Below are 24,591 nucleotides of genomic sequence, written 5' to 3'. Positions count from 1 at the left end.
TTCAAGTGGTATTAGTGTTGACCCATAAAAAGCAAAAGATCGCAGCCTGCGGCAGCGCCTACAGTTGAGAGTGGTATCACCTCTGTAGGCGCTGCCGCAGGCTGCGATCTTTTGATTTATTTTTTTGCAGGTGACCAGTGGTCAGGGTTTAAGGGCGAATTTCGACCATCGTGCCGTCCGGCACCAGGTTCCATACTTCGCGCATATCAACGTTGCGCATGGCGACGCAGCCGTCAGTCCAGTCCAGGGTGTGGAACAGGTCTTCCGGGGTCTCTTCCGAATCCGGCGTGCCGTGGATCATGATCATCCCGCCGGGCTCGACGCCCTCACGCCGGGCGCGGGCCGAATCGCTGATGTTCGGGTAGGAAATGTGCATCGACAGATTGAATTTGTCGCTGGTCTTGCGCCAGTCGATCCAATAGAAACCTTCTGGCGTGCGCTTGTCGCCTTCTATCAGTTTCGGACCTTTCTTCGCGCCTTTGCCCAGGGAAATGCGATAGGTCTTCAGCGGCTTGCCGTCGGCGATCAACTGCAGTTGATGCGCGGATTTAAGCACCAGAACTTTTTCGATAAGAGGTGTATTCGAAGGCGTCACGGTGGTCACGAAGGACGCTTGGGAGACGGTAACGAACGACAGGCAAAACAGGGCAAGCAACCAGCGCATTGAAACGATTCCCCAGGGAGTGACGCGGATAACCAACATTTTATATGTATGTGTACATGTAGGAGCTGCCGAAGGCTGCGATCTTTTTGTCGGCCATCACGCCAATGTCTTGATTAAATAATGACCGGCTGCGCCAACGGAGGAATCGATTCCGACCGAACCGGATACGCCTCGATACGCCGATCAGCGAAGAAGCATTCTAAGGTACGCCCCACCGTGCGGAAAGCCAGCTCGTCCCAGGGAATGTCGGCTTCGTCGAATAGTTGTACTTCGAGGCTCTCGGGGCCGGCGGCAAAGTCCAGGTCGACCAGTTCGGCGCGGAAGAACACATGCACCTGACTGATGTGCGGTACGTCGATCAGCGTGTAGATACTCAGGTTGCGTACCCGGGCGCAGGCTTCTTCGGCGGTTTCGCGTACGGCGGCCTGCTCGATGGTCTCGCCGTTCTCCATGAAGCCGGCGGGCAAGGTCCAGTAGCCGAGACGCGGCTCGATGGCGCGGCGGCAGAGCAACACTTTCGTGCCCCAGGTCGGCACGCAACCGGCGACGATATTGGGGTTTTGATAGTGAATGGTCTGACAGCTGTCACAGACAAATCGCAGCCGCGAATCGCCTTCGGGAATGCGCTGGGTGACCGGGTTACCGCAGTGGCTGCAAAATTTCATGCTGGGCTTCCTGAATGCTGCGCCTATCTTGGCGTGCAGCGGTGCCGGTCGGCAAGTTGTCGTTTCGCGACACGGCGGGTTTCGGGGGCTTGGGCGCTTGCAACGATTGGTGCATGATGCAGAGTAAGGCACAGATCGAGAACACTCATGCTGGACGAGCTACTGCATAGGGTTAGCAACCACACACCGCGCACGCTGGAGACCGACACCCGTTTCCCCGAGGCCGCCGTTCTGGTGCCGATCACCCGCAGTGACGAGCCGGAACTGGTACTGACCCTGCGCGCCAGCGGGCTCTCGACCCACGGCGGCGAAGTCGCGTTCCCCGGTGGCCGTCGCGACCCGGAAGACCCCGACCTGATCTTCACCGCGCTACGCGAAGCCGAAGAAGAGATCGGCCTGCCACCCGGCCTGGTTGAAATCATCGGCCCGCTCAGTCCGCTGATCTCCCTGCACGGCATCAAGGTCACGCCGTATGTCGGCGTCATCCCCGATTTTGTCGAGTATCTGGCCAACGATGCCGAGATTGCTGCGGTGTTCACTGTGCCGCTGGAATTCTTCCGCAAAGACCCCCGTGAACACACGCACCGCATCGACTATCAGGGTCGCAGTTGGTACGTGCCGAGCTACCGCTTTGGCGAGTACAAGATCTGGGGGCTGACGGCGATCATGATCGTCGAGTTGATCAATCTGCTCTATGACGCCAAGATCAGCCTGCACCAACCGCCGAAAAGCTTTCTTGATATTTGAACGCATCAATACCTGAGCCATCGGCAGAATGGCCATTCACCGTGAGCCCTGAGGAAAACAAGATGAAATACCGCTTGGGCGACGCCCGTGTCGAGACCCATCCACAAAGCTGGGTCGCCCCCAATGCCGTACTGGTGGGCAAGGTCAAACTCGAAGAGGGCGCCAACGTCTGGTTCAACGCCGTGCTGCGCGGCGACAACGAACTGATCCTGATCGGCAAGAACAGCAACGTCCAGGACGGCACGGTGATGCACACCGACATGGGCTTTCCGCTGACCATCGGTACGGGCGTGACCATCGGCCACAACGCCATGCTCCACGGCTGCACGGTTGGCGATTACAGCCTGATCGGCATCAACGCGGTGATTCTCAACGGCGCGAAGATTGGCAAAAACTGCATCATTGGCGCCAACTCGCTGATTGGTGAAGGCAAGGAAATTCCGGATGGTTCGCTGGTGATGGGCTCGCCGGGCAAAGTCGTGCGCGAACTGACCGAGGCGCAGAAGAAGATGCTCGAAGCCAGCGCCGCCCACTATGTGCATAACTCGCAGCGCTATGCCCGCGATCTGGTTGAGCAGGAAGAATGAACACAGCCGAGAGACCCGTTGCCTCGCCGTGCGTGAATATTTGTGCGCTGGATGAGGATGACATTTGTACTGGCTGCCAGCGTACGGTCGCGGAGATCACCCGCTGGGGCCGTATGACCAACGACGAGCGCCGCGTGGTGCTGGGGTTGTGTCATGAGCGGGCGAAGGCGAGTGGGTTGGTGTGGATGATCCCTTCGAAATCGTGATCGGCTTGGGATGGCCCTCACCCTAACCCTCTCCCAGAGGGAGAGGGGACTGACCGAGTTGATAGTTCGAACTACATCGACCTGAACGATTGAGTCGAACTCAGGTTTTGAAAAGCCCCCGATCTGCTCCCTTTCCCCCTCGCCCCCTTGGGGGAGAGGGCTGGGGTGAGGGGGTGGCTCTTGATCTGCCGGTCCAGTAATCTGTGCGCCAATCTGACAGGTCACCTCCATGATTTTCCTCATCGCCTACATCAGCAGCGTTGTGCTGATCAACTTCGCCTTCTCCACCGCGCCACACCTGGACATCATCTGGTCGGCCTGGGGCGGCTTGGTGTTCGTGCTGCGCGATATGGTGCAAACCCGTTTCGGCCACGGTGCGTTGGTGGCGATGCTGGCGGCGCTGGTGCTGTCTTATGTCACCTCCGATCCGTCGATCGCATTGGCCAGTGCCACGGCGTTTGCGGTGTCCGAGATCATCGACTGGCTGGTGTTCAGCATCACCAAGCGCCCCTTGCGCGACCGCTTGTGGATCAGTTCGGCACTGAGCATTCCTATCGATACCTTCATCTTCTTCGGCATGATCGACCTGTTGACGCCGCCGGTGATCATCACCGCTCTGGCTTCTAAATTCGCCGGCGTCACTGCCGTCTGGCTGATCATGGCCTGGCGCGAGCGTAAACAGGCCGTCGCCGGCTGAAGCCAAAGCCTCAGGTTCATGTAAAATGCCGCGCTTTCTCCCCATGGAAAGCGCGTCTGGCGTTGCTTTCCTCGATGATCCGCTTCTTTGAGGACCTGAGATGACCCGTATCGGAACTCCATTGTCGCCAACCGCGACCCGCGTATTGCTGTGTGGCTGTGGTGAGTTGGGCAAGGAAGTGGTGATCGAGCTGCAACGCCTGGGCGTTGAAGTGATTGCCGTCGATCGCTACGCCAATGCGCCAGCCATGCAGGTTGCCCATCGCAGTCACGTGATCAATATGCTCGACGGCGCTGCCCTGCGTGCCGTGATCGAAGCCGAGAAGCCGCACTTCATCGTGCCGGAAATCGAAGCGATCGCCACCGCCACACTGGTCGAACTGGAAGCCGAAGGCTTCACCGTGATCCCGACCGCACGCGCTGCGCAACTGACCATGAACCGCGAAGGCATCCGTCGTCTGGCTGCTGAAGAGCTGGATCTGCCGACCTCGCCGTACCACTTTGCCGACACCTTCGAGGACTACAGCAAAGCCGTTCAGGACCTGGGCTTCCCATGCGTCGTCAAACCGGTCATGAGTTCGTCGGGCAAAGGCCAGAGCCTGCTGCGTAGCGCTGATGACGTGCAGAAGGCATGGGATTATGCGCAAGAGGGCGGTCGCGCCGGCAAAGGCCGGGTGATCATCGAAGGTTTCATCGATTTCGATTACGAGATCACCCTGCTGACCGTGCGCCACATCGGCGGCACCACGTTCTGCGCGCCGGTCGGTCACCGTCAGGAGAAGGGCGACTATCAGGAGTCCTGGCAGCCGCAAGCCATGAGCCCGATTGCGCTGGCTGAGTCCGAGCGCGTTGCCAAAGCGGTAACTGAAGCGCTGGGTGGCCGTGGTCTGTTTGGCGTTGAGCTGTTCATCAAAGGTGATCAAGTGTGGTTCAGTGAAGTCTCGCCGCGTCCGCATGACACCGGCCTGGTGACCTTGATTTCGCAGGATCTGTCGCAGTTCGCCCTGCACGCTCGCGCAATTCTGGGCCTGCCGGTGCCGCTGATCCGTCAGTTCGGGCCGTCGGCTTCGGCAGTGATTCTGGTGGAAGGGCAGTCGACGCAGACCGCATTCGCCAACCTCGGCGCTGCTCTGAGCGAGCCGGATACGGCGTTGCGTCTGTTTGGTAAGCCGGAAGTGAATGGCCAGCGCCGCATGGGCGTGGCGCTGGCGCGGGATGAGTCGATCGAGGCTGCTCGTGCCAAGGCGACCCGTGCTGCTCAGGCGGTCGTGGTAGAGCTTTAAACCGCGTCGCGACATTCGCGAGCAGGCTCGCTCCCACAGGGAAATGCATTCCAATGTGGGAGCGAGCCTGCTCGCGAAGCTTTTGATCTTCTGTCAGGCAACCTGATTCAGATCGTTGCCACGTGTTTCCTTCAGGCACAGCACCGCAATCAAACTCAGCACCGCCGCCCCCGACACATACCCACCGACATAACTCAAACCGCCCATCGCCACCAGTTTCTGCGCAAAGAACGGCGCCGCCGAGGCCCCGACTATGCCGCCCAGGTTATACGCCGCCGAAGCACCGGTATAACGCACGTGAGTCGGAAACAGCTCCGGCAACAGCGCGCCCATCGGTGCAAACGTCACGCCCATCAAGAACAGCTCGATGCACAGAAACAGCGCCACGCCCCAGGTCGAACCCTGAGTCAGCAACGGCTCCATCAGGAACCCGGAAAGAATCGCCAGCACGCCACCGATGATCAGTACCGGTTTGCGCCCGTAACGGTCGCTGGCCCAGGCTGACAAAGGTGTCGCGGCAGCCATGAACAGCACGGCAAAACACAGCAGCCCGAGGAAGGTTTCGCGGCTATAGCCAAGTGTGGAAACCCCGTAACTCAGGGAGAACACCGTCGAGATATAGAACAGCGCATAACAGACCACCATCGCCGCCGCGCCCAGCAATGTCGGCGCCCAGTACTGACTGAACAGCTCGACCAGCGGTATCTTCACCCGCTCCTGACGGGCGATGGCGTTGGCAAACACCGGTGTTTCATGCAGTTTCAATCGCACATACAGACCGACCATCACCAGCGCTGCGCTGAGCAGGAACGGAATCCGCCAGCCCCAGCTGCGGAACTGCTCGTCATCGAGGGTCATGGCCAAGGTCAGGAACAAACCGTTCGCGGCGAGAAAGCCGATTGAAGGTCCGAGCTGCGGAAACATGCCGAACCACGCACGCTTGCCTTTCGGCGCGTTTTCCGTGGCCAGCAATGCAGCGCCACCCCATTCACCGCCCAATCCCAGGCCCTGTCCGAAGCGCAGCACGCACAGCAGAATCGGCGCCCAGGCGCCAATCGTGGCGTAACCTGGCAGCACGCCGATCAGCGTCGTACACACGCCCATCAACAGCAGTGAGGCCACCAGCGTCGACTTGCGCCCGATACGGTCACCGAAGTGGCCGAACAGCGCCGAACCCAGCGGTCTGGCGAGGAAGGCGATGCCGAAGGTCAGGAACGCCGACAGCATCTGCGCGGTGCCAGAGGTCTGTGGAAAGAACACCGGCCCGATCACCAAAGCGGCGGCGGTGGCGTAAACATAGAAGTCGTAGAACTCGATCGCGGTGCCGATAAAACTCGCCGTCGCCACGCGGGTGGCGGAGTTGGTCGGCTGGGCAGGCGCGGTGGCGCTGTAAGCGGTACTGGTCGTCATGCGGTGATCCCTGACAGTCATGAGCTCCGTTGGAGCGAATTATTATGGTCGAGCACCCAGGGATGTGGGATGAGGCGCGGTCGCTGTTTCAGGTAGGAACAGTCGCCGGAGTACAACAGAAATGGCCGAAACCTGTTGGGTGCGGGGTAAGCACAAGGTTCGGCGGGGGCTTGGATAAGCGTTTCGATTATAGGAAGGAGGCTAACAATCAAACAAGAGCAAAAGATCGTCCGAACGCGGCCCAATCTTTTGATTTTTATCGGGCAGGCACCAAAGCAGGCACAGAAGAGGTGTGCCAAATCAGCACTTTGCTAACCCGGTTCTCTTCAGTCTCAAGAATCTCCAGCCGATAACGCCCGATCTTCAAGCAAACGGCACTTTCCGGAATCGTCTCCAATGCTTCAGTCACCAGCCCATTCAGCGTTTTCGGCCCATCGCTCGGCAAATGCCAACCCAGGCACTTGTTCAACTCGCGGATCGACGCGGCACCGTCAATGACCATGCGGCCATCGCCCTGTGGATGAATATGCGGATTATCCAGACTGTGCTCGCTTTCAAACTCGCCGACGATTTCTTCGAGAATGTCTTCCAGCGTGACGATGCCGAGCACTTCGCCGTACTCATCCACGACCATGCCCAGGCGCCGCTGCTGCTTGTGGAAGTTCAGCAGTTGCAGTTGCAGCGGCGTGCTTTCCGGCACGAAGTACGGTTCGTAACTAGCGGCCAGCAGTGCTTCGCGCGACAGATCGCCGTTGTTCAGCAGGTGCCGGATCTGCCGGGTGTTGAGCACCGCTTCAACCTGATTGATGTCGCTATGGAACACCGGCAGGCGTGTGCGCTTGTTATGCCGCAGTTGTTCGATGATTTCTTCGATCGAGTCATCGAGGTTGATGCCGTCGACGTCACTGCGCGGCACCAGAATGTCGTTGACCGTAATATTGTCCAGCGCATGAATGCCTGAGACCGGGTGCGCGCGCACTGGATGCTCTGGATCGTCGTAGCGATCGACGGGAGAGTCATCTTCGCTTTGCTGCACGACCTGAACCTTGCGCACAAACGGACTCATCAGCAAACCGCTGATACGGCTGAACAGCCAGGCAAACGGATAAACAATCTTCAGCGGCACCGCCAGCAAGGTATTGCCGAACGCCAGCACCGCATCGGGGTAACGCTGAGCGACGGTACGTGGGAAGTAATCGGCGAACACCAGCAGGATTGCCCCGGCACCGAGGCACGCAGCCCACGGGCCATTTTCTTCGCAAAGGAAAATTGCCAGCAACGTCGCTATTACGACCGCAAGTGCGCGGCACAGGGTATTGCAGAGAATAAGGCTGTCGAGCGGGAAGCTCAGCTTCGCCAGCGGCTTATCGCTGGCGCGCGAGGCGGTGCGTTGCGCAAGCAGGTGCTGCTGCGCGATTTCGACGGCGGTAAACAGCCCCGACCATAAAATCAGCAGGACAAATACCGCGAGCATCGGCCCTAGGGGCAAACCGTCCATTTATGCCGCCCGTCAGATGTGCAGGATGTATTCACGAACCAGTTTGCTGCCGAAATACGCCAACATCAGCAGGCAGAAACCGGCGAGGGTCCAGCGAATCGCCTTGTGACCGCGCCAGCCGAGGCGATTGCGGCCCCACAACAACACGCTGAAGACGATCCAGGCCAGGCACGCCAGCAGGGTCTTGTGCACCAGATGCTGGGCGAACAGGTTCTCGACGAACAGCCAGCCGGAAATCAGCGACAGCGACAGCAGTGTCCAGCCGGCCCAGAGGAAACCGAACAGCAGGCTTTCCATGGTTTGCAGCGGCGGGAAATTCTTGATCAGCCCGGACGGGTGCTTGTGTTTGAGCTGGTGGTCTTGCACCAGCAGCAACAAGGCCTGGAACACGGCGATGGTGAACATGCCGTAGGCGAGGATCGACAACAGAATGTGCGCGAGGATGCCCGGCTCTTCGTCGATGATCTGCACGGTGCCGGTCGGCGCGAACTGCGCCAGCAGCACGGTGATCGCGCCCAGCGGAAATAGCAGCACCAGCAGGTTTTCCACCGGGATTCGCGAGCAGGCAATCAGTGTCAGCGCGATCACTGCCGCGGCAATCAGGCTCGAGGCGCTGAAGAAGTCCAGGCCCAGACCGATCGGGGTCAGTAGATGCGTGAGCAGGCTGGCAGCGTGGGCCACCACGGCGAGAGCGCCGAGGCTAACCAGCAGGCGTTTGTTCGCCTTGGCACCAGTGGCCAGACGAGTGCTCTGATAAAGGGTCGCAGCGGCATATAGAAGGGCGGCGGCGAGAGTGGTCAATAAACTGGGTGACAAGGGGAGCATAAATCCTGTTAGGCAGGCCCGAAAGGGGCTGAGTTTGGCATAGAACCGCCATGGCACGAAAGACTCAGGAAGCTGACAGCGAGGTGTCCGCCAGCCGCAGTCTTCGCTATAATCCGCGACCTGCCCACGCCGCAGGCTCGCCGAGCACATGTTGATTCCGGTCTGGGCCGCCATTATCCCGGTCTACACAGGGCCTGAAAGGATCGCGCAATGTTTGAAAACTTAACCGACCGTCTCTCGCAGACGCTGCGCCATGTCACCGGCAAGGCGAAGCTGACCGAGGACAACATCAAAGACACCCTGCGTGAAGTGCGCATGGCGTTGCTCGAAGCCGACGTCGCCCTGCCGGTGGTCAAGGACTTCGTCAATTCGGTCAAGGAGCGCGCTGTCGGCACCGAGGTGTCGCGCAGCCTGACGCCGGGCCAGGCGTTCGTGAAGATCGTCCAGGCCGAACTCGAAAGCCTGATGGGCGCGGCCAACGAAGATTTGAATCTGAGCGCTGTGCCGCCCGCCGTGATTCTGATGGCCGGTTTGCAAGGTGCGGGTAAAACCACCACCGCTGGCAAACTGGCGCGCTTCCTTAAAGAGCGCAAGAAGAAGTCGGTCATGGTCGTGTCGGCGGACGTCTACCGTCCTGCGGCGATCAAGCAGCTGGAAACCCTAGCCAACGACATCGGCGTGACGTTCTTCCCGTCCGACCTGAGCCAGAAGCCGGTCGACATCGCCACCGCAGCTATTAAAGAAGCAAAACTGAAATTCATCGACGTGGTCATCGTCGATACCGCCGGTCGTCTGCACATCGACGAAGAGATGATGGGCGAGATCAAGGCGTTGCACGCCGCGATCAACCCGGTCGAAACCCTGTTCGTGGTTGACGCCATGACCGGTCAGGATGCGGCCAACACGGCCAAGGCCTTCGGTGATGCACTGCCGTTGACCGGTGTGATCCTGACCAAGGTCGACGGCGACGCCCGTGGCGGTGCCGCCCTGTCGGTACGCGCCATCACCGGCAAGCCGATCAAGTTCATCGGTATGGGCGAGAAGAGCGAAGCGCTCGATCCGTTCCACCCTGAGCGTATCGCCTCGCGGATTCTCGGCATGGGCGACGTGCTCAGCCTGATCGAACAGGCTGAAGCGACGCTCGACAAGGACAAGGCCGACAAACTGGCCAAGAAGCTGAAGAAGGGCAAGGGCTTCGACCTCGAAGACTTCCGCGATCAGCTGCAACAAATGAAGAACATGGGCGGCCTCGGCGGGCTCATGGACAAACTGCCGAGCATCGGCGGCGTCAACCTGTCGCAAATGGGCAATGCCCAGAACGCCGCAGAGAAGCAGTTCAAGCAGATGGAAGCCATCATCAACTCCATGACCCCGGCCGAGCGCCGCGACCCTGAGCTGATCAGCGGTTCGCGCAAGCGTCGGATCGCCATGGGTTCCGGCACCCAGGTGCAGGACATCGGTCGCTTGATCAAGCAGCACAAGCAGATGCAGAAGATGATGAAGAAATTCTCCGCCAAGGGCGGTATGGCGAAAATGATGCGCGGCATGGGCGGAATGTTGCCCGGCGGCGGCATGCCAAAAATGTAAGGTGTCCCGTCTCACCCATTTCACTCGCCAGAAGTGAGTGAAATGGGTGAGACGGGATACTGGAATCTCGCCGGTCGTCGCACCGGCGCAGGCCCCGCAAGGATGCGGGATCAACAGCAAACCCGCACTCGGCGGGAGCTGACTGGCCGTTTTCATCGATGGCTCTATATGCAGATCTGCACGGCATGCCATAGGCGCCGGAAAAAGTCATTTGCAAAAGTCCGGATATTCCTTAGAATATGCGGCCTTTCGGGCACCCATGCCCGCTGTGCATTTAGATTTGCAGCACCGACTACAGGAACGATGTTCACATGCTAACAATCCGTCTTGCCCTTGGCGGCTCCAAAAAGCGCCCGTTTTACCACCTGACCGTAACCGACTCGCGTAACCCGCGTGACGGCTCCCACAAAGAACAGGTTGGTTTCTTCAACCCTGTTGCCCGTGGTCAGGAAACCCGTCTGTCCGTGAACCAAGAGCGCGTAGCCTACTGGCTGAGCGTTGGTGCACAACCTTCTGAGCGCGTTGCTCAGTTGTTGAAGGAATCTGCCAAGGCTGCGGCCTGAGCAATATGAACGCGACGCCTGCTGTTGCCGATGATTTGATCGTTATTGGCAAAATTTATTCTGTTCATGGCGTTCGCGGCGAAGTGAAGGTTTATTCCTTTACTGATCCGACTGAAAACCTGTTGCAGTACAAAACCTGGACGCTCAAGCGCGAAGGCAATGTGAAACAGGTCGAGCTGGTCAGTGGACGCGGGAACGACAAGTTCCTGGTCGCAAAGCTCAAGGGTCTTGATGATCGTGAAGAAGCTCGTCTTCTGGCCGGTTATGAGATCTGCGTGCCGCGCAATCTGTTCGCTGAATTGACCGAAGGCGAGTACTACTGGTACCAGCTGGAAGGTCTGAAGGTCATCGACACCCTTGGGCAATTGCTCGGGAAAATCGATCATCTTCTGGAAACCGGCGCCAATGATGTAATGGTCGTCAAGCCTTGCGCTGGCAGCCTGGATGATCGCGAACGCCTGTTGCCCTATACGGAGCAATGCGTGTTGGCTGTCGACCTGGCCGCGGGCGAGATGAAGGTGGATTGGGACGCGGACTTCTAAACGTGGCTAATTTGCGCGTAGAAGTGATCAGTTTGTTTCCCGAGATGTTTTCCGCCATCGGCGACTACGGCATCACCAGTCGTGCGGTCAAACAGGGGCTCTTGCAGCTGACCTGTTGGAATCCGCGAGATTACACGACGGATCGGCATCACACTGTGGACGATCGCCCGTTTGGCGGTGGTCCGGGCATGGTGATGAAGATCAAGCCCCTGGAAGATGCTCTGGTTCAGGCCAAGGCAGCAGCCGGGGAGGCGGCGAAGGTGATTTACCTGTCCCCCCAAGGCCGTCAACTGACTCAGTCGGCGGTACGCGAGCTGGCACAATCGGATGCATTGATCCTGATTGCCGGCCGCTATGAAGGCATTGACGAGCGCTTTATTGAGGCTCATGTCGATGAAGAGTGGTCGATTGGCGACTATGTACTGTCTGGCGGCGAGCTGCCGGCCATGGTCCTGATCGATGCGGTTACACGACTGCTGCCTGGAGCTTTAGGGCATGCGGATTCCGCTGAGGAAGATTCCTTTACGGATGGTCTGCTGGATTGCCCGCACTACACCCGACCTGAGGTGTATGCGGATCAGCGTGTTCCCGACGTGTTGCTGAGTGGCAATCACGCGCATATCCGGCGTTGGCGTTTACAGCAGTCCCTTGGTAGGACCTTTGAACGACGCGCCGATCTTCTGGAAAGCCGCTCGCTTTCTGGAGAAGAGAAGAAGCTGCTCGAGGAATACATCCGCGAGCGGGACGATAGTTAACAACGTATCGATGGTAGATCGAACGATTTACCTTAGGAGCACAGCATGACCAACAAAATCATCCTTGCACTCGAAGCAGAGCAGATGACCAAAGAAATCCCTACCTTCGCCCCAGGCGACACTATTGTCGTTCAGGTGAAAGTGAAGGAAGGCGATCGTTCCCGTCTGCAAGCGTTCGAAGGCGTTGTAATCGCCAAGCGTAACCGCGGCGTGAACAGTGCGTTCACCGTTCGTAAAATCTCCAACGGTGTTGGCGTAGAACGTACTTTCCAGACCTACTCCCCGCAGATCGACAGCATGGCTGTTAAACGTCGCGGTGACGTACGTAAAGCCAAGCTGTACTACCTGCGCGACCTGTCGGGTAAAGCAGCTCGCATCAAGGAAAAACTGGCTTAAGCCCAGCTTCCGATGCAGAAAAAAGCAGCCTACGGGCTGCTTTTTTGTTGCCTGCAATTTATTCAATGTATTTTCGTTTCAGGCCAGAACCATGACTCACCGCGACCAGGAAATCCAGCGCCGTACCGAACTCTCGGTAACTCGCGTAACCAAAGCCGTCTTCCCGCCGACCACCAACCACCACAACACCCTGTTCGGTGGCACAGCGCTGGCATGGATGGACGAAGTGTCGTTCATCACCGCCACGCGCTTCTGCCGCCTGCCGCTGGTGACCGTGTCCACCGATCGCATCGACTTCAATCATGCGATCCCGGCCGGTTCAATCGTCGAGCTGATCGGGACGGTGATCAAGGTTGGCAATACCAGCCTCAAGGTCGAGGTGGAAGTGTTTGTCGAGAGCATGAGCTGTGATGGCCGCGAGAAGGCGATCCATGGGCAGTTCAGCTTTGTTGCTATTGATGATGACAAGCGGCCGGTGCCGGTGCTGCCCGGGTTTGCTGCCTGATCCAGATTAGAGTCGAGCCGTTCGCGAGCAAGCTCGCTCCCACAGGAAGTGTGTCGTTCACAGTTTTATGTTCGACACGAACCCTGTGGGAGCGAGCTTGCTCGCGAAGGCGTCAGCTCAGGCGCCGTTGGCCTCAGGCTGAATCAACGCCAGCAGCGTCCACCCGGATCCTGGTTTCAAAGCAGTCTCCGGCGTCACCACATGCACCCACCCGCTGTCATCGCGCATAAACAGCAAGGTCGCACGATTACCATGCAACGCCCGGTAATCCTCCCAGCCAAAGCCATCCGTCAATGTCGTGCTGTACAGTTCGGCACCCTGACCCATCTGGCTGGCCAGTTTCGCGTAGGTATACGCCTCGCTGCCCAACTGATTGCCACGATGTTCAAGGCTGGCGCGGTGCTTGTCACTGCGGCGGCTTTCATGGCCGCTGGCCAGACCGAACAGGCGCTGATGGCCGAAATCATGCCGAAAGCGCATCGCCGCCAGGGTATTGAGTTCGCCCGACGGCGACAGCGCCAGCAAATGCCCCAGTCCGACCAGATCCAGATGCGCATCGGCATGCTGCGAGGCCGGATTGCCGAAGTAAGTCGGTAATCCTTCCATGCGCGCCGCACGAATATTTTCCCAGCTCGAATCGGTCAGCAGCACTCGACTGCCGAGTTGCTGCAGCGACTTGCCCAGCTCCCGCGCCGGGCCGTTGGCACCGACGATCAGGAAGCCACTCGGCGCCGGCTCCGCGACCTTGAGCAGTCGGGCCAGTGGTCGGGCCGTCGCACTTTGCAGGACAACGGTACCGATGATCACCGCAAACGTCAGCGGCACCAGCAGCAATGCTCCCTCGTGCCCGGCCTCATGCAGGCGAATCGCGAAAATCGCCGACACCGCCGCTGCAACGATCCCGCGCGGCGCAATCCAGCACAGCAACGCGCGCTCACGCCAACTCAGGCTGGAACCGGCCGTGCTGAGCAGCACGTTCAGCGGTCGAGCGATCAGTTGAATCACCAACAGCAGAATCAGCACCAGCGGTCCCAGTCCGATCAGCGCGTACAAATCCAGGCGCGCCGCCAACAGGATGAACAGCCCGGAAATCAGCAGCACACTGAGGTTTTCCTTGAAGTGCAGGATGTGCCGTACATCCACACCTTTCATGTTCGCCAGCCACATGCCCATCAGCGTTACCGCCAGCAGGCCGGATTCATGCATCACTTCGTTGGCGGCAATGAAAATCCCCAGCACCGCTGCCAGCGAGGCGAGGTTATGCAGATACTCCGGCAGCCATTGCCGGCGGATCACGGTGCCGAGCAGCCAGCCACCGACAATGCCGAACACTGCGCCGCAGAGAATCACCCCGCCAAAGGTGAACAGACTCTGCTTGAGGCCGTGCCCTTCGGCGCTGGCAATGATGAAGCTGTAAACCACCACGGCGAGGAGGGCGCCGATCGGGTCGATGACAATGCCCTCCCAACGCAGAATGTTGGCGATCGAGGCTTTCGGCCGCACCACGCGCAGCATCGGCACGATGACGGTCGGGCCGGTGACCAGTGTCAGGCTGCCGAACAGGATGGCCAGCATCCAGTCGAAGCCGAGCAGAAAATGCGTGGCGACCGCGATGACGATCCAGGTCGAGATCGCCCCAATGGTCACCAGTCGATGGACGACGCTGCCGATCTCCTTCCACTCCGACAAGTGCAGGGTCAAGCTGCCCTCGAATAGAATCAGCGCGACCGCCAGCGACACCAGCGGCATCAGCAGCGGCCCGAACATCTCCTGTGGATCAAGCCAGCCCAGCACCGGGCCGACCAGAATCCCCGTCAGCAACAGAAACAGAATCGCCGGCAACTTCAGGCGCCAGGCCAGCCATTGGCAACCCAGCGCGGCCGCGCCGATCCCGCCAAATGCCAAGAGAATTTGCTGCTCGTTCATTGATGCTCCCTGTTCCTTGAATTAGCGGGCTATGAAAGACTAGCGCCCATTCCTACAGTTCACTCTACATTTGCGCACAGTCTTGAGGCTGTGTGACTTGAGCGCCCATGCCTGCCATCGACCATCCACTGATTGATCAATTCCTCGACGCTTTATGGCTGGAGAAAGGCCTGTCCGATAACACCCGCGGCGCCTATCGCAGTGATCTGGCGCTGTTCAATGGCTGGTTGCAGGAGAAAAACCTGGAACTGATCAATGCCGGCCGTGAGCTGATCCTTGATCACTTGGCCTGGCGTCTGGAGCAGAACTACAAACCGCGCTCCACTGCCAGATTTCTTTCCGGGGTGCGTGGCTTTTATCGCTATTTGCTGCGGGAAAAGATGATCAGCGTCGACCCGACATTGCGCGTCGACATGCCGCAACTCGGTAGGCCTCTGCCCAAATCGCTGTCGGAAGCCGACGTCGAGGCGTTGCTCAAAGCGCCGGACCTGAGCGAAGCCATCGGTCAGCGAGACCGCGCCATGCTCGAAGTGTTGTATGCCTGTGGTTTGCGCGTGACAGAACTGGTCAGCCTGACGCTGGAGCAGGTCAACCTGCGTCAAGGTGTGTTGCGGGTGATGGGCAAGGGCAGCAAGGAACGGCTGGTGCCCATGGGCGAAGAGGCGATCGTCTGGGTCGAGCGCTACATGCGTGATGGTCGTAGCGAATTGCTCGGTGGCCGCCCCAGCGATGTGCTGTTTCCCAGTCAGCGTGGCGAGCAGATGACCCGTCAGACCTTCTGGCACCGGATCAAGCACCAGGCCAAGGTTGCCGGGATCGGCAAGTCGCTGTCGCCGCACACCTTGCGCCATGCGTTTGCTACGCACTTGCTCAACCATGGCGCGGATTTGCGCGTGGTGCAGATGTTGCTCGGCCACAGCGACCTCTCTACTACACAGATCTACACCCACGTCGCCCGCGCTCGATTGCAGGATCTGCACGCCAAACACCACCCAAGAGGTTGAACGAAATCCCTGTAGGAATGAGCCTGCTCGCGAAGAGGGAGTGTCAGTCAGGGTTCATTTAGCTGACACACCGCTTTCGCGAGCAGGCTCGCTCCCACAAGGATCTGTGCAGTCCTGAAAGTGTGGCGACAGGCGCATTCGGCCACCGTGGCCTTATGTGTTAGGCTTTGCCGGTTTGCACGATGGACGGTTATGACCCGGTGTTCCGGCACGGGCGTTCTGATCGTTCCATTTGTCCGCCTTCAGGAGTTCTCATGCGTCTGACCCAGATTTTCGCCGCCGCAGCCATTGCGTTGGTCAGCACCTTTGCCGTCGCCGATGACGCGGCCGACAAAGCCATTCGTCAAAGCCTGGAAAAACTCGAACTCGAGGTTCCGGTAGAAAGCATCAGCGCCAGCCCGTTGCCGGGCATGTACGAAGTCAAGCTCAAGGGCAGCCGCGTGCTCTACGCCAGCGCCGATGGCCAGTACATCGTTCAGGGTTACCTGTTCCAGCTCAAGGACGGCAAACCGGTCAACCTGACCGAGAAGACCGAACGCCTGGGCATCTCCAAACTGATCAATGCCATCCCGGTTGCCGAAACCGTGGTCTACCCGGCTGTGGGCGAAACCAAGTCGCACATCACCGTGTTCACCGACACCACCTGCCCGTACTGCCACAAGCTGCACGCCGAAGTGCCTGAGCTGAACAAGCGCGGCATCGAAGTGCGTTACGTCGCGTTCCCGCGTCAGGGTCTGAACTCGCCGGGTGACGAGCAACTGCAAGCCGTGTGGTGCTCGAAAGACAAGAAAGCCGCCATGGACAAAATGGTCGATGGCAAGGAGATCAAGGCCGCCAAGTGCGATAACCCGGTTTCCAAGCAGTTCGCCCTAGGTCAGTCGATCGGCGTGAACGGCACACCGGCCATCGTTTTGGCTGACGGACAAGTGATTCCGGGCTACCAGCCTGCGCCACAAGTCGCCAAACTGGCGCTGGGCGCGAAGTGATTCGCATCGTCACGGTCAGCCGTGACGATCATGGTCCGGCAGATGCATCGCCGGGCCATCAATAGAGAGCCGCGAGCACGCGGTTGTTTTCCGGCCGACCCCGCGTCGGCCGTTTTATGGGGAGTTCACAGTGAATCCGGTCAAAGTAGGCATCTGTGGGTTAGGGACCGTCGGTGGCGGTACCTTCAACGTACTTCAGCGCAACGCCGAGGAAATTGCTCGTCGTGCCGGGCGTGGGATCGAAGTGGCACAAATTGCCATGCGCACGCCAAAGCCTCAGTTCCAGACGACCGGTATTGCGATTACCAACGATGTCTTCGAAGTGGCCACGAACCCTGAGATCGACATCGTCATAGAGCTGATGGGCGGCTACACCGTTGCCCGCGAGCTGGTACTCAAGGCCATCGAGAATGGCAAGCATGTGGTCACCGCGAACAAGGCTCTGATTGCCGTTCACGGTAATGAGATTTTCGCCAAGGCACGCGAGAAAGGCGTGATCGTGGCATTCGAAGCGGCCGTGGCCGGTGGCATTCCGGTGATCAAGGCGATCCGTGAAGGCCTGTCCGCCAACCGCATCAACTGGGTCGCCGGGATCATCAACGGCACCGGTAACTTCATCCTCACCGAAATGCGCGAGAAGGGCCGTACCTTCGAAGACGTGCTGGCCGAAGCCCAGGCACTGGGTTACGCCGAAGTCGATCCGACCTTCGACGTTGAAGGCATCGACGCCGCGCACAAACTGACGATTCTGGCCTCCATCGCGTTCGGCATTCCGCTGCAATTCGACAAGGCTTACACCGAAGGCATCACCAAACTGACCACCGCCGACGTCAACTACGCCGAAGCGCTGGGCTACCGCATCAAGCACCTCGGCGTGGCTCGCAGCACTGCCGCCGGCATCGAGTTGCGCGTGCACCCGACGCTGATCCCGGCCGATCGCCTGATCGCCAACGTCAACGGCGTGATGAACGCGGTGATGGTCAACGGTGATGCGGCTGGTTCGACGCTGTTCTACGGCGCTGGCGCCGGCATGGAGCCAACCGCCTCGTCGGTAATTGCCGACCTGATCGACGTGGTTCGCGCCATGACTTCCGACCCGGAAAACCGCGTACCGCACCTGGCTTTCCAGCCGGATTCGCTGTCGGCCCATCCGATCCTGCCGATCGAAGCCTGCGAAAGCGCCTACTACCTGCGCATCCAGGCCAAGGACCATCCGGGTGTACTGGCTCAGGTGGCGAGCATCCTCTCGGAGCGCGGCATCAACATCGAGTCGATCATGCAGAAGGAAGTTGAAGAGCACGACGGTCTGGTGCCGATGATCCTGCTGACCCACCGCGTGGTCGAGCAACGTATCAACGATGCGATCGCCGCCCTCGAAGCCCTGGCCGGCGTGAATGGTCCGGTTGTCCGGATCCGCGTCGAGCACCTGAACTAAGTCGTTGTCCTGCACCCGTCCCGTGCACGGGGCGGGTGTCGTGAACACTCTCCATTGGAGTCAGTCATGCGTTACATCAGTACCCGCGGCCAGGCACCGGCCCTGAATTTCGAAGACGTCCTGCTGGCCGGTCTCGCCACCGACGGCGGTCTGTACGTTCCGGAAAACCTGCCACGTTTCACTCAGGAAGAAATCGCTTCGTGGGCCGGCCTGCCGTATCACGAACTGGCCTTCCGGGTGATGCGTCCGTTCGTTACCGGCAGCATTCCGGATGCCGATTTCAAAAAGATCCTTGAAGAAACCTACGGTGTGTTCTCGCACAGCGCCGTGGCGCCGCTGCGTCAGTTGAACGGCAACGAATGGGTGCTGGAGTTGTTCCACGGCCCGACTTTGGCGTTCAAGGACTTCGCTCTGCAACTGCTCGGTCGTCTGCTCGACTACGTGCTGGAAAAACGCGGTGAGCGCGTGGTCATCGTCGGCGCCACCTCGGGTGACACCGGCTCGGCGGCCATCGAAGGCTGCAAGCACTGCGAAAACGTCGACATCTTCATTCTGCACCCGCACAACCGTGTGTCCGAAGTGCAGCGTCGCCAGATGACCACGATTTTCGGCGAGAACATCCACAACATCGCCATCGAAGGCAACTTCGATGACTGCCAGGAAATGGTCAAGGCGAGCTTCGCCGACCAGAGTTTCCTCAAAGGCACGCGTCTGGTGGCGGTGAACTCGATCAACTGGGCGCGGATCATGGCCCAGATCGTCTACTACTTCCACGCGGCCCTGCAGTTGGGCGGTCCGGCGCGTTCGGTGTCGTTCTCGGTGCCAACCGGCAACTTTGGCGACATCTTCGCCGGTTACCTGGCGCGCAACATGGGCCTGCCGATCAACCAGTTGATCGTCGCCACCAACCGCAACGACATCCTGCACCGCTTCATGAGCGGCAATCAGTACGTCAAGGAAACCCTGCACGCCACGCTGTCGCCGTCGATGGACATCATGGTCTCGTCGAACTTCGAACGCCTGCTGTTCGACCTGCACGGTCGCAACGGCGCGGCCATCGCCGGTCTGATGGACACGTTCAAGCAGGGTGGTGGTTTCAGCGTCGAGCAAGAACGCTGGACCGAAGCCCGCAAGCTGTTCGACTCGCTGGCCGTGGACGACGCGCAAACCTGCGAAACCATCGCCGAAGTTTACGAGCAGACCGGTGAAGTGCTGGATCCGCATACCGCGATCGGCGTCAAGGCCGCGCGCGAATGCCGTCGTAGCCTCGATATCCCGATGGTGATTCTCGGCACCGCACATCCGGTGAAATTCCCGGATGCGGTAGAGAAAGCCGGTGTAGGAAAAGCGCTCGAGCTACCTGCACATCTTTCTGATTTGTTTGAGCGAAACGAGCGTTGCACCGTTTTGCCAAACGAGCTGAAAGCCGTGCAAGCCTTTGTCAGCCAGCATGGCAACCGCGGCAAGCCGCTTTAAGCCGGTAAAAGCTGTCACATTTTGAAGCCCGTCTCCTGACGGGCTTTTTTGTTTCTGCTGCCACACTGTGCGGGTTTTCACCCACGAAGGACGGGTGAGTCGATCACGAAGGAAGTGGCAATGCTGTTTTATAGAGGTTTGAAACCGGCACTGAGTGGGCTGTTCTTGTTCGGATTACTGGCTTTGATGCGCAGCAGCGAGGCGGCGCAACTGGCGCTGCATGACGATGCCGCGACTTCCAGGGTCCAGCCCATCGAACTGGCTGCGCACGAGCGTCAGTGGATTCGAGACAACCCCGAGGTGAAGGTGACGTCGTTGCAGTACCCGTTGTATCTGTTCCAGGATGAGCACGGGCAGTGGAGCGGCTTGAATAATGATGTACTCAAGCGCGTGACGGCGATGACCGGGTTGCGTTTTGTGCATCAGGAGTCGTTTTCCACCGATCACATGCTCGAACGTCTGGAAAGCGGATCGGCGGATATCAGTACGACCCTGGCCATGAGCGAGGAGCGCAAGGCGTTTCTGGATTACAGCCATGCATTTGGTGGTGCGGGCTGGGTGTTTGTCGGCCGCGCTGACGCGCCCCGGCTGGAGGCTTTTGAGCAATTGAGTCAACGGGTGTTGGTGCTGCCGGCCCGGCATGCGCTGGAAGACATGATCCGGCGTGACTTCCCGTCGATCGAGATTCGCTCGGTCAAGACCTACGCTGAGGCGCGAGCACTGGTCGAGAGCGGTGAAGCTTACGCCACCATCGAGAACGAAATCGGCGCTCAGCTGTATCCTTTGGGGTTGCTCAAGGTGGGCGGTCTGGTCGAAGGTAAATGGGAAGCGGATAACCTGGCCGTGCGTAAAGGCATGCCAGTGCTCTTGAGTATTCTCAACAAGGCCCTTGAGGCTTTTCCTGCGGCGGAGTTACGGGCGATCCGGCTGAAATGGCTGGAGGGTGTTGCACCGGTGCCCGTGCCGTCGGTCTGGCAGCAGATGCTCGAATGGGGTTGCTGGGGCATGGGCGGACTCGGCGTGTTTGGCCTGCTTTTCCTGATATGGAATCGGCGACTGACGGCCGTGATCAAACTGCGTCGCGCGGCGGAAAAGGATCTGGGCGATCAACTGGCGTTTCAGCACGCGTTGATCGACTCCATGCCCGACCCGGTGTTCGTCCGTGATCTGCAAGGGCGGCTGATCATGTGCAATCGCAGCTATGAGGAGGCCTTGTCGATTCGACTGGATCAGGTGCTGGGGAAGTTGCTGATCGAAGTTGACGCGCTGCCGCAGGCTACGGCGCTGATGCTGCACGACGAGTTCCTGGTGCAGTTGCGTACCCGCAAGTCGCGCTTCAGCAAGCGCCGATTGCAATTCAAGAGTGGTCCCCGCGAGGTCTATCAGTGGACAGTGCCGTTCTACAGCGCCGACGGCAAACTGCGTGGACTTTTGGGGGGCTGGACGGACATCACCCTGCGTCGTACAGAGAGCGGGTGTCGATGTCTGCAATGAAGATGGGAAATGTCCTATAAGACGCGACTACTTTTCCGATGGGAGGCTTAGGACGGCTGCCCTAGAGTGACAACAACTGCGGTGAGAGTCCGCGATTGTCGCCTCCAGAGGTCGCTTATGCGCTCGCTTAAAGTCCTGATACTTGAACCCAATCCGTTCCAGCTGATGGCATTGCATCAAATGCTCAATGCCATTGGCATCTATGACGTGCTGACGGCGCCGTCGCTGGCCTCTGCGCTGTCTTCGCTGGGCCATCGCGGCGCGGTCGACATCGCCATTTGCGATCCGCAACTCAAGGGTGGCGATGGCCTGGCGCTGATTCATCATCTGGCGACACGGCATGAGGCGCGTGCGTTGATCCTGCTGGGGGCGGTCGCGCCAAGCCTGCTGAACGATCTAGAGCCTTTGCTGTGTGAACACCGCCTGCAGCTGCTGGGGCGCCTGCAAACCCCGGTGTCGGCGGTGCTGATGCGCGGTTTGCTCGACAGTTACCTGAGCGCCGTTTCGCCAACTCTCCAGGTTTGACGGGGACGGTTATTTTTCTGTCATCTTCGCCGTGCATGCTCTGACAGACCGTTGACTCCAGGAGCGGAGCGATCGGTATGCAGAACTTTCTTCTCGGGCAGGTGGTCATTTATTGTGAACACGCCCCAGGCACACAGTTTTCGGACTATTGAGTGGAGATCGAGATGGAAAGTATCAGTCTATTGCTCGGTGAGGCTCTGAGCCCGTATCAGGTTTCGTTGTCTCCAAACGGTTCCCATGGTGAATGCCTGGTGACCTTGAAGAACAGTCACGGCGCCATTGTGGTGGAACGCGAATTCAATCAGGCACAACTGACTGACAAGCGCCAGTTGACCGATGTCGTTGACGGCTTGCACCGCGACGTTCTGATTGCGGAGGGAAGGCTGGAACCCTGTGTGATCGCGGCATTGCGCAACGCCGCGCTGGATAAACGTGCGGCGCTGTAAAGATGAAATATTTTTTGTGGGAACCTTCCTGCATCCCTGTCAGTCAGACCCGGTAACAGCAGGATCAAGCATTGTGCTCCGGTGCTTGTCGCTTGCTGCTACGGGTCTTTATGTAGGCCACGTTTAACCCCGAGTCGTCTCCCCACTTCTCGGGGTTTCTTTTGTCTGCGATTTGCTCATGGCGCCGCTTGTTGCTCGAAGAACGATCGGGCCTGTTCGAGGTAGTCGCTTCGCATCGCGGGGTCCAGCCAGTCGGCGTACAACTGGTTCAGTTGATCGTGGGGAAGGGTGCGCAGCAGTTGGTTTATTTCGCTGATTGCCTGACGGCCCTGGTGTGTGTCTGAGCAGCCGATGTAGCCCGACAGGTACTTACCGGTACCGCGGATCGGATAAAACAGCAACTCGTCTTCGGCGATTTGCGCCAGATGAGCCTGATAACGAATTTCTGGCCAATAGCCCAGCACCACCTGTAATCGTCCCAGGCGCTGCATCAGCAGCAGATTGTTCAGGGCCTCGTTGCCGTAATGAGGCGTCAGGGCGTCCGTGGGGGCCTGGCGCAGCAAGTCATCGACTATTGCACCGTAACTGCGTTCCGCCACGACACCGATTTTCACTTGGCCATTGGCTAGAAGCGATGCCAGATCGATTTCACCTTCCACGAGAAACGGTGCCAACACTTCGCGATCTTTCTGACGCACCACCAGCCCATTACTGACGGCGCGGAAGGCCGGGATGGAATACGCGATCCATTGCGCGCGCTCCTTGCTCCAGATCAGCGACGGGTCGCAGGTGAAGGAGGCTTCGTGAAGCATCTGGATGCCTCGGGCTCGATTGACTCGCATCAACTTGTGTTCGTATTGCGGCATGCCGGCAATCAGCATCGGCATGAGATGATCAATGACACCCTGGCCTTTTTTCGGGCCTTCAAAAATGGTCAGTGGCGGCAGGTCGCGCAGTAACCAGATCAGCGTCGGTTTCGCCTGCGCGCCGTTCGACAACATGAGTAGAAACAACAAGCCGAACAGCCGCCACGTCCACCATTGATGGGCGTGGTTGGCGTGCGATGTCTGCCGGCGTTTCAGCTTAAATGGCTCCGTCTTCGCGCAACTTGGCGATCTGGCGCTCGTCGTAGCCAAGATCGTGAAGTACCTGCGCATTGTGTTCACCCAATTGCGGTCCGACCCATTCCGAACTGCCGGGTGTCTCTGAGAGTTTCGGCACGATGCCCGGCATCTTGAAATCTTTGCCGCCGGGCAGCTTGGCCTGCAGGAACATCTCTCGGGCCAGGTACTGCGGATCGCTGAACATGTCCTCGGCGCTGAAGATCCGGCTGGCCGGTACTTCGGCCTGATTGAGCAGGTCGAGCACGGATTGCAGCGGCAACGAATTGACCCAGCGATCGATCACGCCGTACAACTCGTCGCGACGATTGTCACGCCCGTCGTTGCTGGCCAGCGTAGGGTCATTGGCCAGGTCTTCACGGCCGATGATCAGCATGAAACGTTTGAAGATCGCGTCACCATTGGCGCCGATCTGCACGTGTTTGCCATCGGCACTGGTGTGGATAGAGGAGGGCGTGATGCCGGGCATGATGTTGCCGGTGCGCTCGCGGATAAAACCGAACACGTCGAACTCCGGCACCATGCTTTCCATCATCGCGAAAATCGCTTCGTACAACGCGACATCGACAACCTGGCCTGTGCCGCCATTGACTTCGCGATGACGCAGCGCCATCAGTGCGCCGATCACGCCCCATAGCGCGGCAATCGAATCGCCGATGGAAATTCCGGTGCGCACCGGTGGACGGTCCTCGAAACCGGTGATGTAGCGCAAGCCGCCCATGGACTCACCTACCGCACCGAAGCCGGGCTGATCCTTCATCGGCCCGGTCTGGCCAAAACCGGACAGGCGCACCATCACCAGTTTCGGGTTCAAGGCGTGCAGGGTTTCCCAACCCAGGCCCAGTTTTTCCAGCACGCCGGGGCGGAAGTTCTCGATGAGGATGTCGGCTTCACTGAGCAGTTTTTTCAGAATCGCCAAGCCGTCAGGGTGTTTGAGGTTCAGCGTCAGTGACTTTTTATTGCGCGCCTGAACGAACCACCACAACGACGTGCCTTCGTACAGTTTTCGCCATTTGCGCAGCGGATCACCGCCGTCCGGTGACTCGATCTTGATCACTTCGGCGCCGAACTCGCCGCAAATGCGCGAGGCAAACGGCCCGGCAATCAATGTACCCAATTCAATGACTTTCACACCGCTGAGCGGTTTGTTGGCGAACGGCATACTGAATCCTGTAGGACAAGGCTAAGCAGATACAGCGTTTTAACATAGCCGGCTGTCAGACGCCGCAGCTTGATCGCCATCAATTCG

At 59.1% G+C, this 24,591-nt stretch carries 26 protein-coding genes; 18 read left to right on the top strand and 8 right to left on the bottom strand.

Going from position 1 to position 24,591, the window contains the following annotated elements:
- Positions 1-148: 148 nt before the first annotated feature.
- The gene (locus tag AC0ZWN_RS13760) at positions 149-664 is read right to left on the bottom strand and encodes a L,D-transpeptidase family protein (RefSeq protein WP_095050942.1); all 516 of its coding nucleotides are present in this window, start codon (positions 662-664) and stop codon (positions 149-151) included.
- A gap of 113 nt (positions 665-777) precedes the next feature.
- Entirely contained in the window at positions 778-1,329 is a 552-nt protein-coding gene (locus AC0ZWN_RS13755) for an NUDIX hydrolase (RefSeq protein WP_007909002.1), read from the bottom strand.
- 147 nt (positions 1,330-1,476) lie between these two features.
- On the opposite strand from AC0ZWN_RS13755, the gene AC0ZWN_RS13750 reads away from it, so the two are divergent.
- From AC0ZWN_RS13750 to purT, 5 genes are all read left to right on the top strand, one after another.
- On the top strand, positions 1,477-2,076 hold the full coding sequence (locus tag AC0ZWN_RS13750; RefSeq protein WP_099758082.1) for a CoA pyrophosphatase: 600 nt from the start codon (positions 1,477-1,479) through the stop codon (positions 2,074-2,076).
- Positions 2,077-2,138: 62 nt separating this feature from the next.
- Entirely contained in the window at positions 2,139-2,663 is a 525-nt protein-coding gene (locus AC0ZWN_RS13745; RefSeq protein ID WP_134174792.1) for a gamma carbonic anhydrase family protein, read from the top strand.
- Complete coding sequence (locus tag AC0ZWN_RS13740; RefSeq protein ID WP_093436849.1) at positions 2,660-2,869, top strand: DUF1289 domain-containing protein; 210 nt, start codon at positions 2,660-2,662, stop codon at positions 2,867-2,869. Before AC0ZWN_RS13745 ends, AC0ZWN_RS13740 begins: the two co-directional genes overlap by 4 nt.
- Before the next feature lie 229 nt (positions 2,870-3,098).
- Positions 3,099-3,566 carry a preQ0 transporter gene (locus AC0ZWN_RS13735; RefSeq protein WP_476335431.1) on the top strand — a complete coding sequence of 156 codons (468 nt, stop codon included), beginning with the start codon at positions 3,099-3,101 and terminating at the stop codon, positions 3,564-3,566.
- A gap of 100 nt (positions 3,567-3,666) precedes the next feature.
- Positions 3,667-4,848, top strand: coding sequence for a formate-dependent phosphoribosylglycinamide formyltransferase (gene purT, locus AC0ZWN_RS13730; RefSeq protein ID WP_003221968.1), 1,182 nt, complete (start codon positions 3,667-3,669; stop codon positions 4,846-4,848).
- Positions 4,849-4,941: 93 nt separating this feature from the next.
- Here the strand turns inward: purT and AC0ZWN_RS13725 are convergent, their stop codons facing one another.
- The 3 genes from AC0ZWN_RS13725 to AC0ZWN_RS13715 all read right to left on the bottom strand — a co-directional run bounded on the left by AC0ZWN_RS13725 (position 4,942) and on the right by AC0ZWN_RS13715 (position 8,581).
- On the bottom strand, positions 4,942-6,258 hold the full coding sequence (locus AC0ZWN_RS13725) for an MFS transporter (protein ID WP_095050339.1): 1,317 nt from the start codon (positions 6,256-6,258) through the stop codon (positions 4,942-4,944).
- A gap of 256 nt (positions 6,259-6,514) precedes the next feature.
- Positions 6,515-7,756 carry a transporter associated domain-containing protein gene (locus tag AC0ZWN_RS13720; protein ID WP_476335430.1) on the bottom strand — a complete coding sequence of 414 codons (1,242 nt, stop codon included), beginning with the start codon at positions 7,754-7,756 and terminating at the stop codon, positions 6,515-6,517.
- Positions 7,757-7,768: 12 nt separating this feature from the next.
- The gene (locus tag AC0ZWN_RS13715; protein WP_034154823.1) at positions 7,769-8,581 is read right to left on the bottom strand and encodes a cytochrome C assembly family protein; all 813 of its coding nucleotides are present in this window, start codon (positions 8,579-8,581) and stop codon (positions 7,769-7,771) included.
- 210 nt (positions 8,582-8,791) lie between these two features.
- Between AC0ZWN_RS13715 and ffh the strand changes: the two genes are divergently transcribed.
- The 6 genes from ffh (at position 8,792) to AC0ZWN_RS13685 (ending at position 12,929) form a co-directional block, all read left to right on the top strand.
- Positions 8,792-10,168 (top strand): signal recognition particle protein, encoded by a 1,377-nt coding sequence (gene ffh, locus AC0ZWN_RS13710; protein ID WP_007908988.1) that lies wholly within the window; start codon positions 8,792-8,794, stop codon positions 10,166-10,168.
- Positions 10,169-10,479: 311 nt separating this feature from the next.
- On the top strand, positions 10,480-10,731 hold the full coding sequence (gene rpsP / locus AC0ZWN_RS13705; RefSeq protein ID WP_016986371.1) for a 30S ribosomal protein S16: 252 nt from the start codon (positions 10,480-10,482) through the stop codon (positions 10,729-10,731).
- 5 nt (positions 10,732-10,736) lie between these two features.
- Positions 10,737-11,273 (top strand): ribosome maturation factor RimM, encoded by a 537-nt coding sequence (rimM, locus tag AC0ZWN_RS13700; RefSeq protein ID WP_093436819.1) that lies wholly within the window; start codon positions 10,737-10,739, stop codon positions 11,271-11,273.
- Positions 11,274-11,275: 2 nt separating this feature from the next.
- Complete coding sequence (gene trmD, locus AC0ZWN_RS13695; RefSeq protein WP_008081628.1) at positions 11,276-12,028, top strand: tRNA (guanosine(37)-N1)-methyltransferase TrmD; 753 nt, start codon at positions 11,276-11,278, stop codon at positions 12,026-12,028.
- Between the two features lie 45 nt (positions 12,029-12,073).
- Positions 12,074-12,424 (top strand): 50S ribosomal protein L19, encoded by a 351-nt coding sequence (gene rplS, locus AC0ZWN_RS13690; protein WP_003175895.1) that lies wholly within the window; start codon positions 12,074-12,076, stop codon positions 12,422-12,424.
- 91 nt (positions 12,425-12,515) lie between these two features.
- On the top strand, positions 12,516-12,929 hold the full coding sequence (locus AC0ZWN_RS13685) for an acyl-CoA thioesterase (protein WP_476335427.1): 414 nt from the start codon (positions 12,516-12,518) through the stop codon (positions 12,927-12,929).
- Between the two features lie 117 nt (positions 12,930-13,046).
- Here AC0ZWN_RS13685 and AC0ZWN_RS13680 read toward each other — a convergent pair whose 3' ends face one another.
- Positions 13,047-14,855 (bottom strand): cation:proton antiporter, encoded by a 1,809-nt coding sequence (locus AC0ZWN_RS13680; RefSeq protein ID WP_476335426.1) that lies wholly within the window; start codon positions 14,853-14,855, stop codon positions 13,047-13,049.
- Between the two features lie 107 nt (positions 14,856-14,962).
- Here AC0ZWN_RS13680 and xerD point away from each other — a divergent pair, with 107 nt between their 5' ends.
- The 7 genes from xerD to AC0ZWN_RS13645 all read left to right on the top strand — a co-directional run bounded on the left by xerD (position 14,963) and on the right by AC0ZWN_RS13645 (position 22,221).
- Positions 14,963-15,859 (top strand): site-specific tyrosine recombinase XerD, encoded by an 897-nt coding sequence (gene xerD / locus AC0ZWN_RS13675; RefSeq protein ID WP_093436805.1) that lies wholly within the window; start codon positions 14,963-14,965, stop codon positions 15,857-15,859.
- A gap of 254 nt (positions 15,860-16,113) precedes the next feature.
- Positions 16,114-16,845, top strand: coding sequence for a bifunctional protein-disulfide isomerase/oxidoreductase DsbC (gene dsbC, locus AC0ZWN_RS13670; protein WP_007908974.1), 732 nt, complete (start codon positions 16,114-16,116; stop codon positions 16,843-16,845).
- A gap of 130 nt (positions 16,846-16,975) precedes the next feature.
- Entirely contained in the window at positions 16,976-18,280 is a 1,305-nt protein-coding gene (locus AC0ZWN_RS13665) for a homoserine dehydrogenase (protein ID WP_186621965.1), read from the top strand.
- Between the two features lie 66 nt (positions 18,281-18,346).
- The gene (thrC, locus tag AC0ZWN_RS13660; RefSeq protein ID WP_093436796.1) at positions 18,347-19,756 is read left to right on the top strand and encodes a threonine synthase; all 1,410 of its coding nucleotides are present in this window, start codon (positions 18,347-18,349) and stop codon (positions 19,754-19,756) included.
- Between the two features lie 120 nt (positions 19,757-19,876).
- Complete coding sequence (locus AC0ZWN_RS13655; RefSeq protein ID WP_093436791.1) at positions 19,877-21,250, top strand: transporter substrate-binding domain-containing protein; 1,374 nt, start codon at positions 19,877-19,879, stop codon at positions 21,248-21,250.
- Between the two features lie 117 nt (positions 21,251-21,367).
- Positions 21,368-21,775: a response regulator gene (locus tag AC0ZWN_RS13650; RefSeq protein WP_476335423.1), complete on the top strand. Its 408-nt coding sequence runs from the start codon at positions 21,368-21,370 to the stop codon at positions 21,773-21,775.
- 164 nt (positions 21,776-21,939) lie between these two features.
- A complete protein-coding gene (locus AC0ZWN_RS13645) occupies positions 21,940-22,221 on the top strand; it encodes a DUF3509 domain-containing protein (protein WP_093436783.1) in 282 nt (93 codons plus the stop codon).
- A gap of 176 nt (positions 22,222-22,397) precedes the next feature.
- Here the strand turns inward: AC0ZWN_RS13645 and AC0ZWN_RS13640 are convergent, their stop codons facing one another.
- Both AC0ZWN_RS13640 and AC0ZWN_RS13635 read right to left on the bottom strand, forming a co-directional pair.
- Positions 22,398-23,378, bottom strand: coding sequence for a TIGR02285 family protein (locus AC0ZWN_RS13640; RefSeq protein ID WP_476335465.1), 981 nt, complete (start codon positions 23,376-23,378; stop codon positions 22,398-22,400).
- Positions 23,305-24,504 (bottom strand): CaiB/BaiF CoA transferase family protein, encoded by a 1,200-nt coding sequence (locus AC0ZWN_RS13635; protein ID WP_099758087.1) that lies wholly within the window; start codon positions 24,502-24,504, stop codon positions 23,305-23,307. The genes AC0ZWN_RS13640 and AC0ZWN_RS13635 overlap by 74 nt, the downstream gene beginning before the upstream one ends.
- Positions 24,505-24,591: the final 87 nt, after the last annotated feature.

This window comes from Pseudomonas sp. 3B-A001-10F (assembly GCF_056313565.1).
The sequence above is the reverse complement of the archived record's forward strand: the minus strand, read 5'-3'. Positions and strand labels throughout refer to the sequence as shown.

What these genes read in the sequence shown, in the direction of transcription:
- rpsP (WP_016986371.1), top strand. Translation starts at nt 10,480, where the DNA reads ATGCTAACAATCCGTCTTGCCCTTGGCGGCTCCAAAAAGCGCCCGTTT.
- AC0ZWN_RS13740 (WP_093436849.1), top strand. Translation starts at nt 2,660, where the DNA reads ATGAACACAGCCGAGAGACCCGTTGCCTCGCCGTGCGTGAATATTTGT.
- AC0ZWN_RS13640 (WP_476335465.1), bottom strand. Translation starts at nt 23,378, where the DNA reads ATGCGCAGGTACTTCACGATCTTGGCTACGACGAGCGCCAGATCGCCA.
- AC0ZWN_RS13725 (WP_095050339.1), bottom strand. Translation starts at nt 6,258, where the DNA reads ATGACGACCAGTACCGCTTACAGCGCCACCGCGCCTGCCCAGCCGACC.
- rplS (WP_003175895.1), top strand. Translation starts at nt 12,074, where the DNA reads ATGACCAACAAAATCATCCTTGCACTCGAAGCAGAGCAGATGACCAAA.
- AC0ZWN_RS13655 (WP_093436791.1), top strand. Translation starts at nt 19,877, where the DNA reads ATGCTGTTTTATAGAGGTTTGAAACCGGCACTGAGTGGGCTGTTCTTG.
- AC0ZWN_RS13715 (WP_034154823.1), bottom strand. Translation starts at nt 8,581, where the DNA reads ATGCTCCCCTTGTCACCCAGTTTATTGACCACTCTCGCCGCCGCCCTT.
- AC0ZWN_RS13745 (WP_134174792.1), top strand. Translation starts at nt 2,139, where the DNA reads ATGAAATACCGCTTGGGCGACGCCCGTGTCGAGACCCATCCACAAAGC.
- xerD (WP_093436805.1), top strand. Translation starts at nt 14,963, where the DNA reads ATGCCTGCCATCGACCATCCACTGATTGATCAATTCCTCGACGCTTTA.
- AC0ZWN_RS13720 (WP_476335430.1), bottom strand. Translation starts at nt 7,756, where the DNA reads ATGGACGGTTTGCCCCTAGGGCCGATGCTCGCGGTATTTGTCCTGCTG.
- rimM (WP_093436819.1), top strand. Translation starts at nt 10,737, where the DNA reads ATGAACGCGACGCCTGCTGTTGCCGATGATTTGATCGTTATTGGCAAA.
- dsbC (WP_007908974.1), top strand. Translation starts at nt 16,114, where the DNA reads ATGCGTCTGACCCAGATTTTCGCCGCCGCAGCCATTGCGTTGGTCAGC.
- AC0ZWN_RS13750 (WP_099758082.1), top strand. Translation starts at nt 1,477, where the DNA reads ATGCTGGACGAGCTACTGCATAGGGTTAGCAACCACACACCGCGCACG.
- AC0ZWN_RS13760 (WP_095050942.1), bottom strand. Translation starts at nt 664, where the DNA reads ATGCGCTGGTTGCTTGCCCTGTTTTGCCTGTCGTTCGTTACCGTCTCC.
- AC0ZWN_RS13685 (WP_476335427.1), top strand. Translation starts at nt 12,516, where the DNA reads ATGACTCACCGCGACCAGGAAATCCAGCGCCGTACCGAACTCTCGGTA.
- AC0ZWN_RS13680 (WP_476335426.1), bottom strand. Translation starts at nt 14,855, where the DNA reads ATGAACGAGCAGCAAATTCTCTTGGCATTTGGCGGGATCGGCGCGGCC.
- AC0ZWN_RS13635 (WP_099758087.1), bottom strand. Translation starts at nt 24,504, where the DNA reads ATGCCGTTCGCCAACAAACCGCTCAGCGGTGTGAAAGTCATTGAATTG.
- thrC (WP_093436796.1), top strand. Translation starts at nt 18,347, where the DNA reads ATGCGTTACATCAGTACCCGCGGCCAGGCACCGGCCCTGAATTTCGAA.
- purT (WP_003221968.1), top strand. Translation starts at nt 3,667, where the DNA reads ATGACCCGTATCGGAACTCCATTGTCGCCAACCGCGACCCGCGTATTG.
- AC0ZWN_RS13650 (WP_476335423.1), top strand. Translation starts at nt 21,368, where the DNA reads ATGCGCTCGCTTAAAGTCCTGATACTTGAACCCAATCCGTTCCAGCTG.
- AC0ZWN_RS13735 (WP_476335431.1), top strand. Translation starts at nt 3,099, where the DNA reads ATGATTTTCCTCATCGCCTACATCAGCAGCGTTGTGCTGATCAACTTC.
- ffh (WP_007908988.1), top strand. Translation starts at nt 8,792, where the DNA reads ATGTTTGAAAACTTAACCGACCGTCTCTCGCAGACGCTGCGCCATGTC.
- AC0ZWN_RS13755 (WP_007909002.1), bottom strand. Translation starts at nt 1,329, where the DNA reads ATGAAATTTTGCAGCCACTGCGGTAACCCGGTCACCCAGCGCATTCCC.
- AC0ZWN_RS13645 (WP_093436783.1), top strand. Translation starts at nt 21,940, where the DNA reads ATGGAAAGTATCAGTCTATTGCTCGGTGAGGCTCTGAGCCCGTATCAG.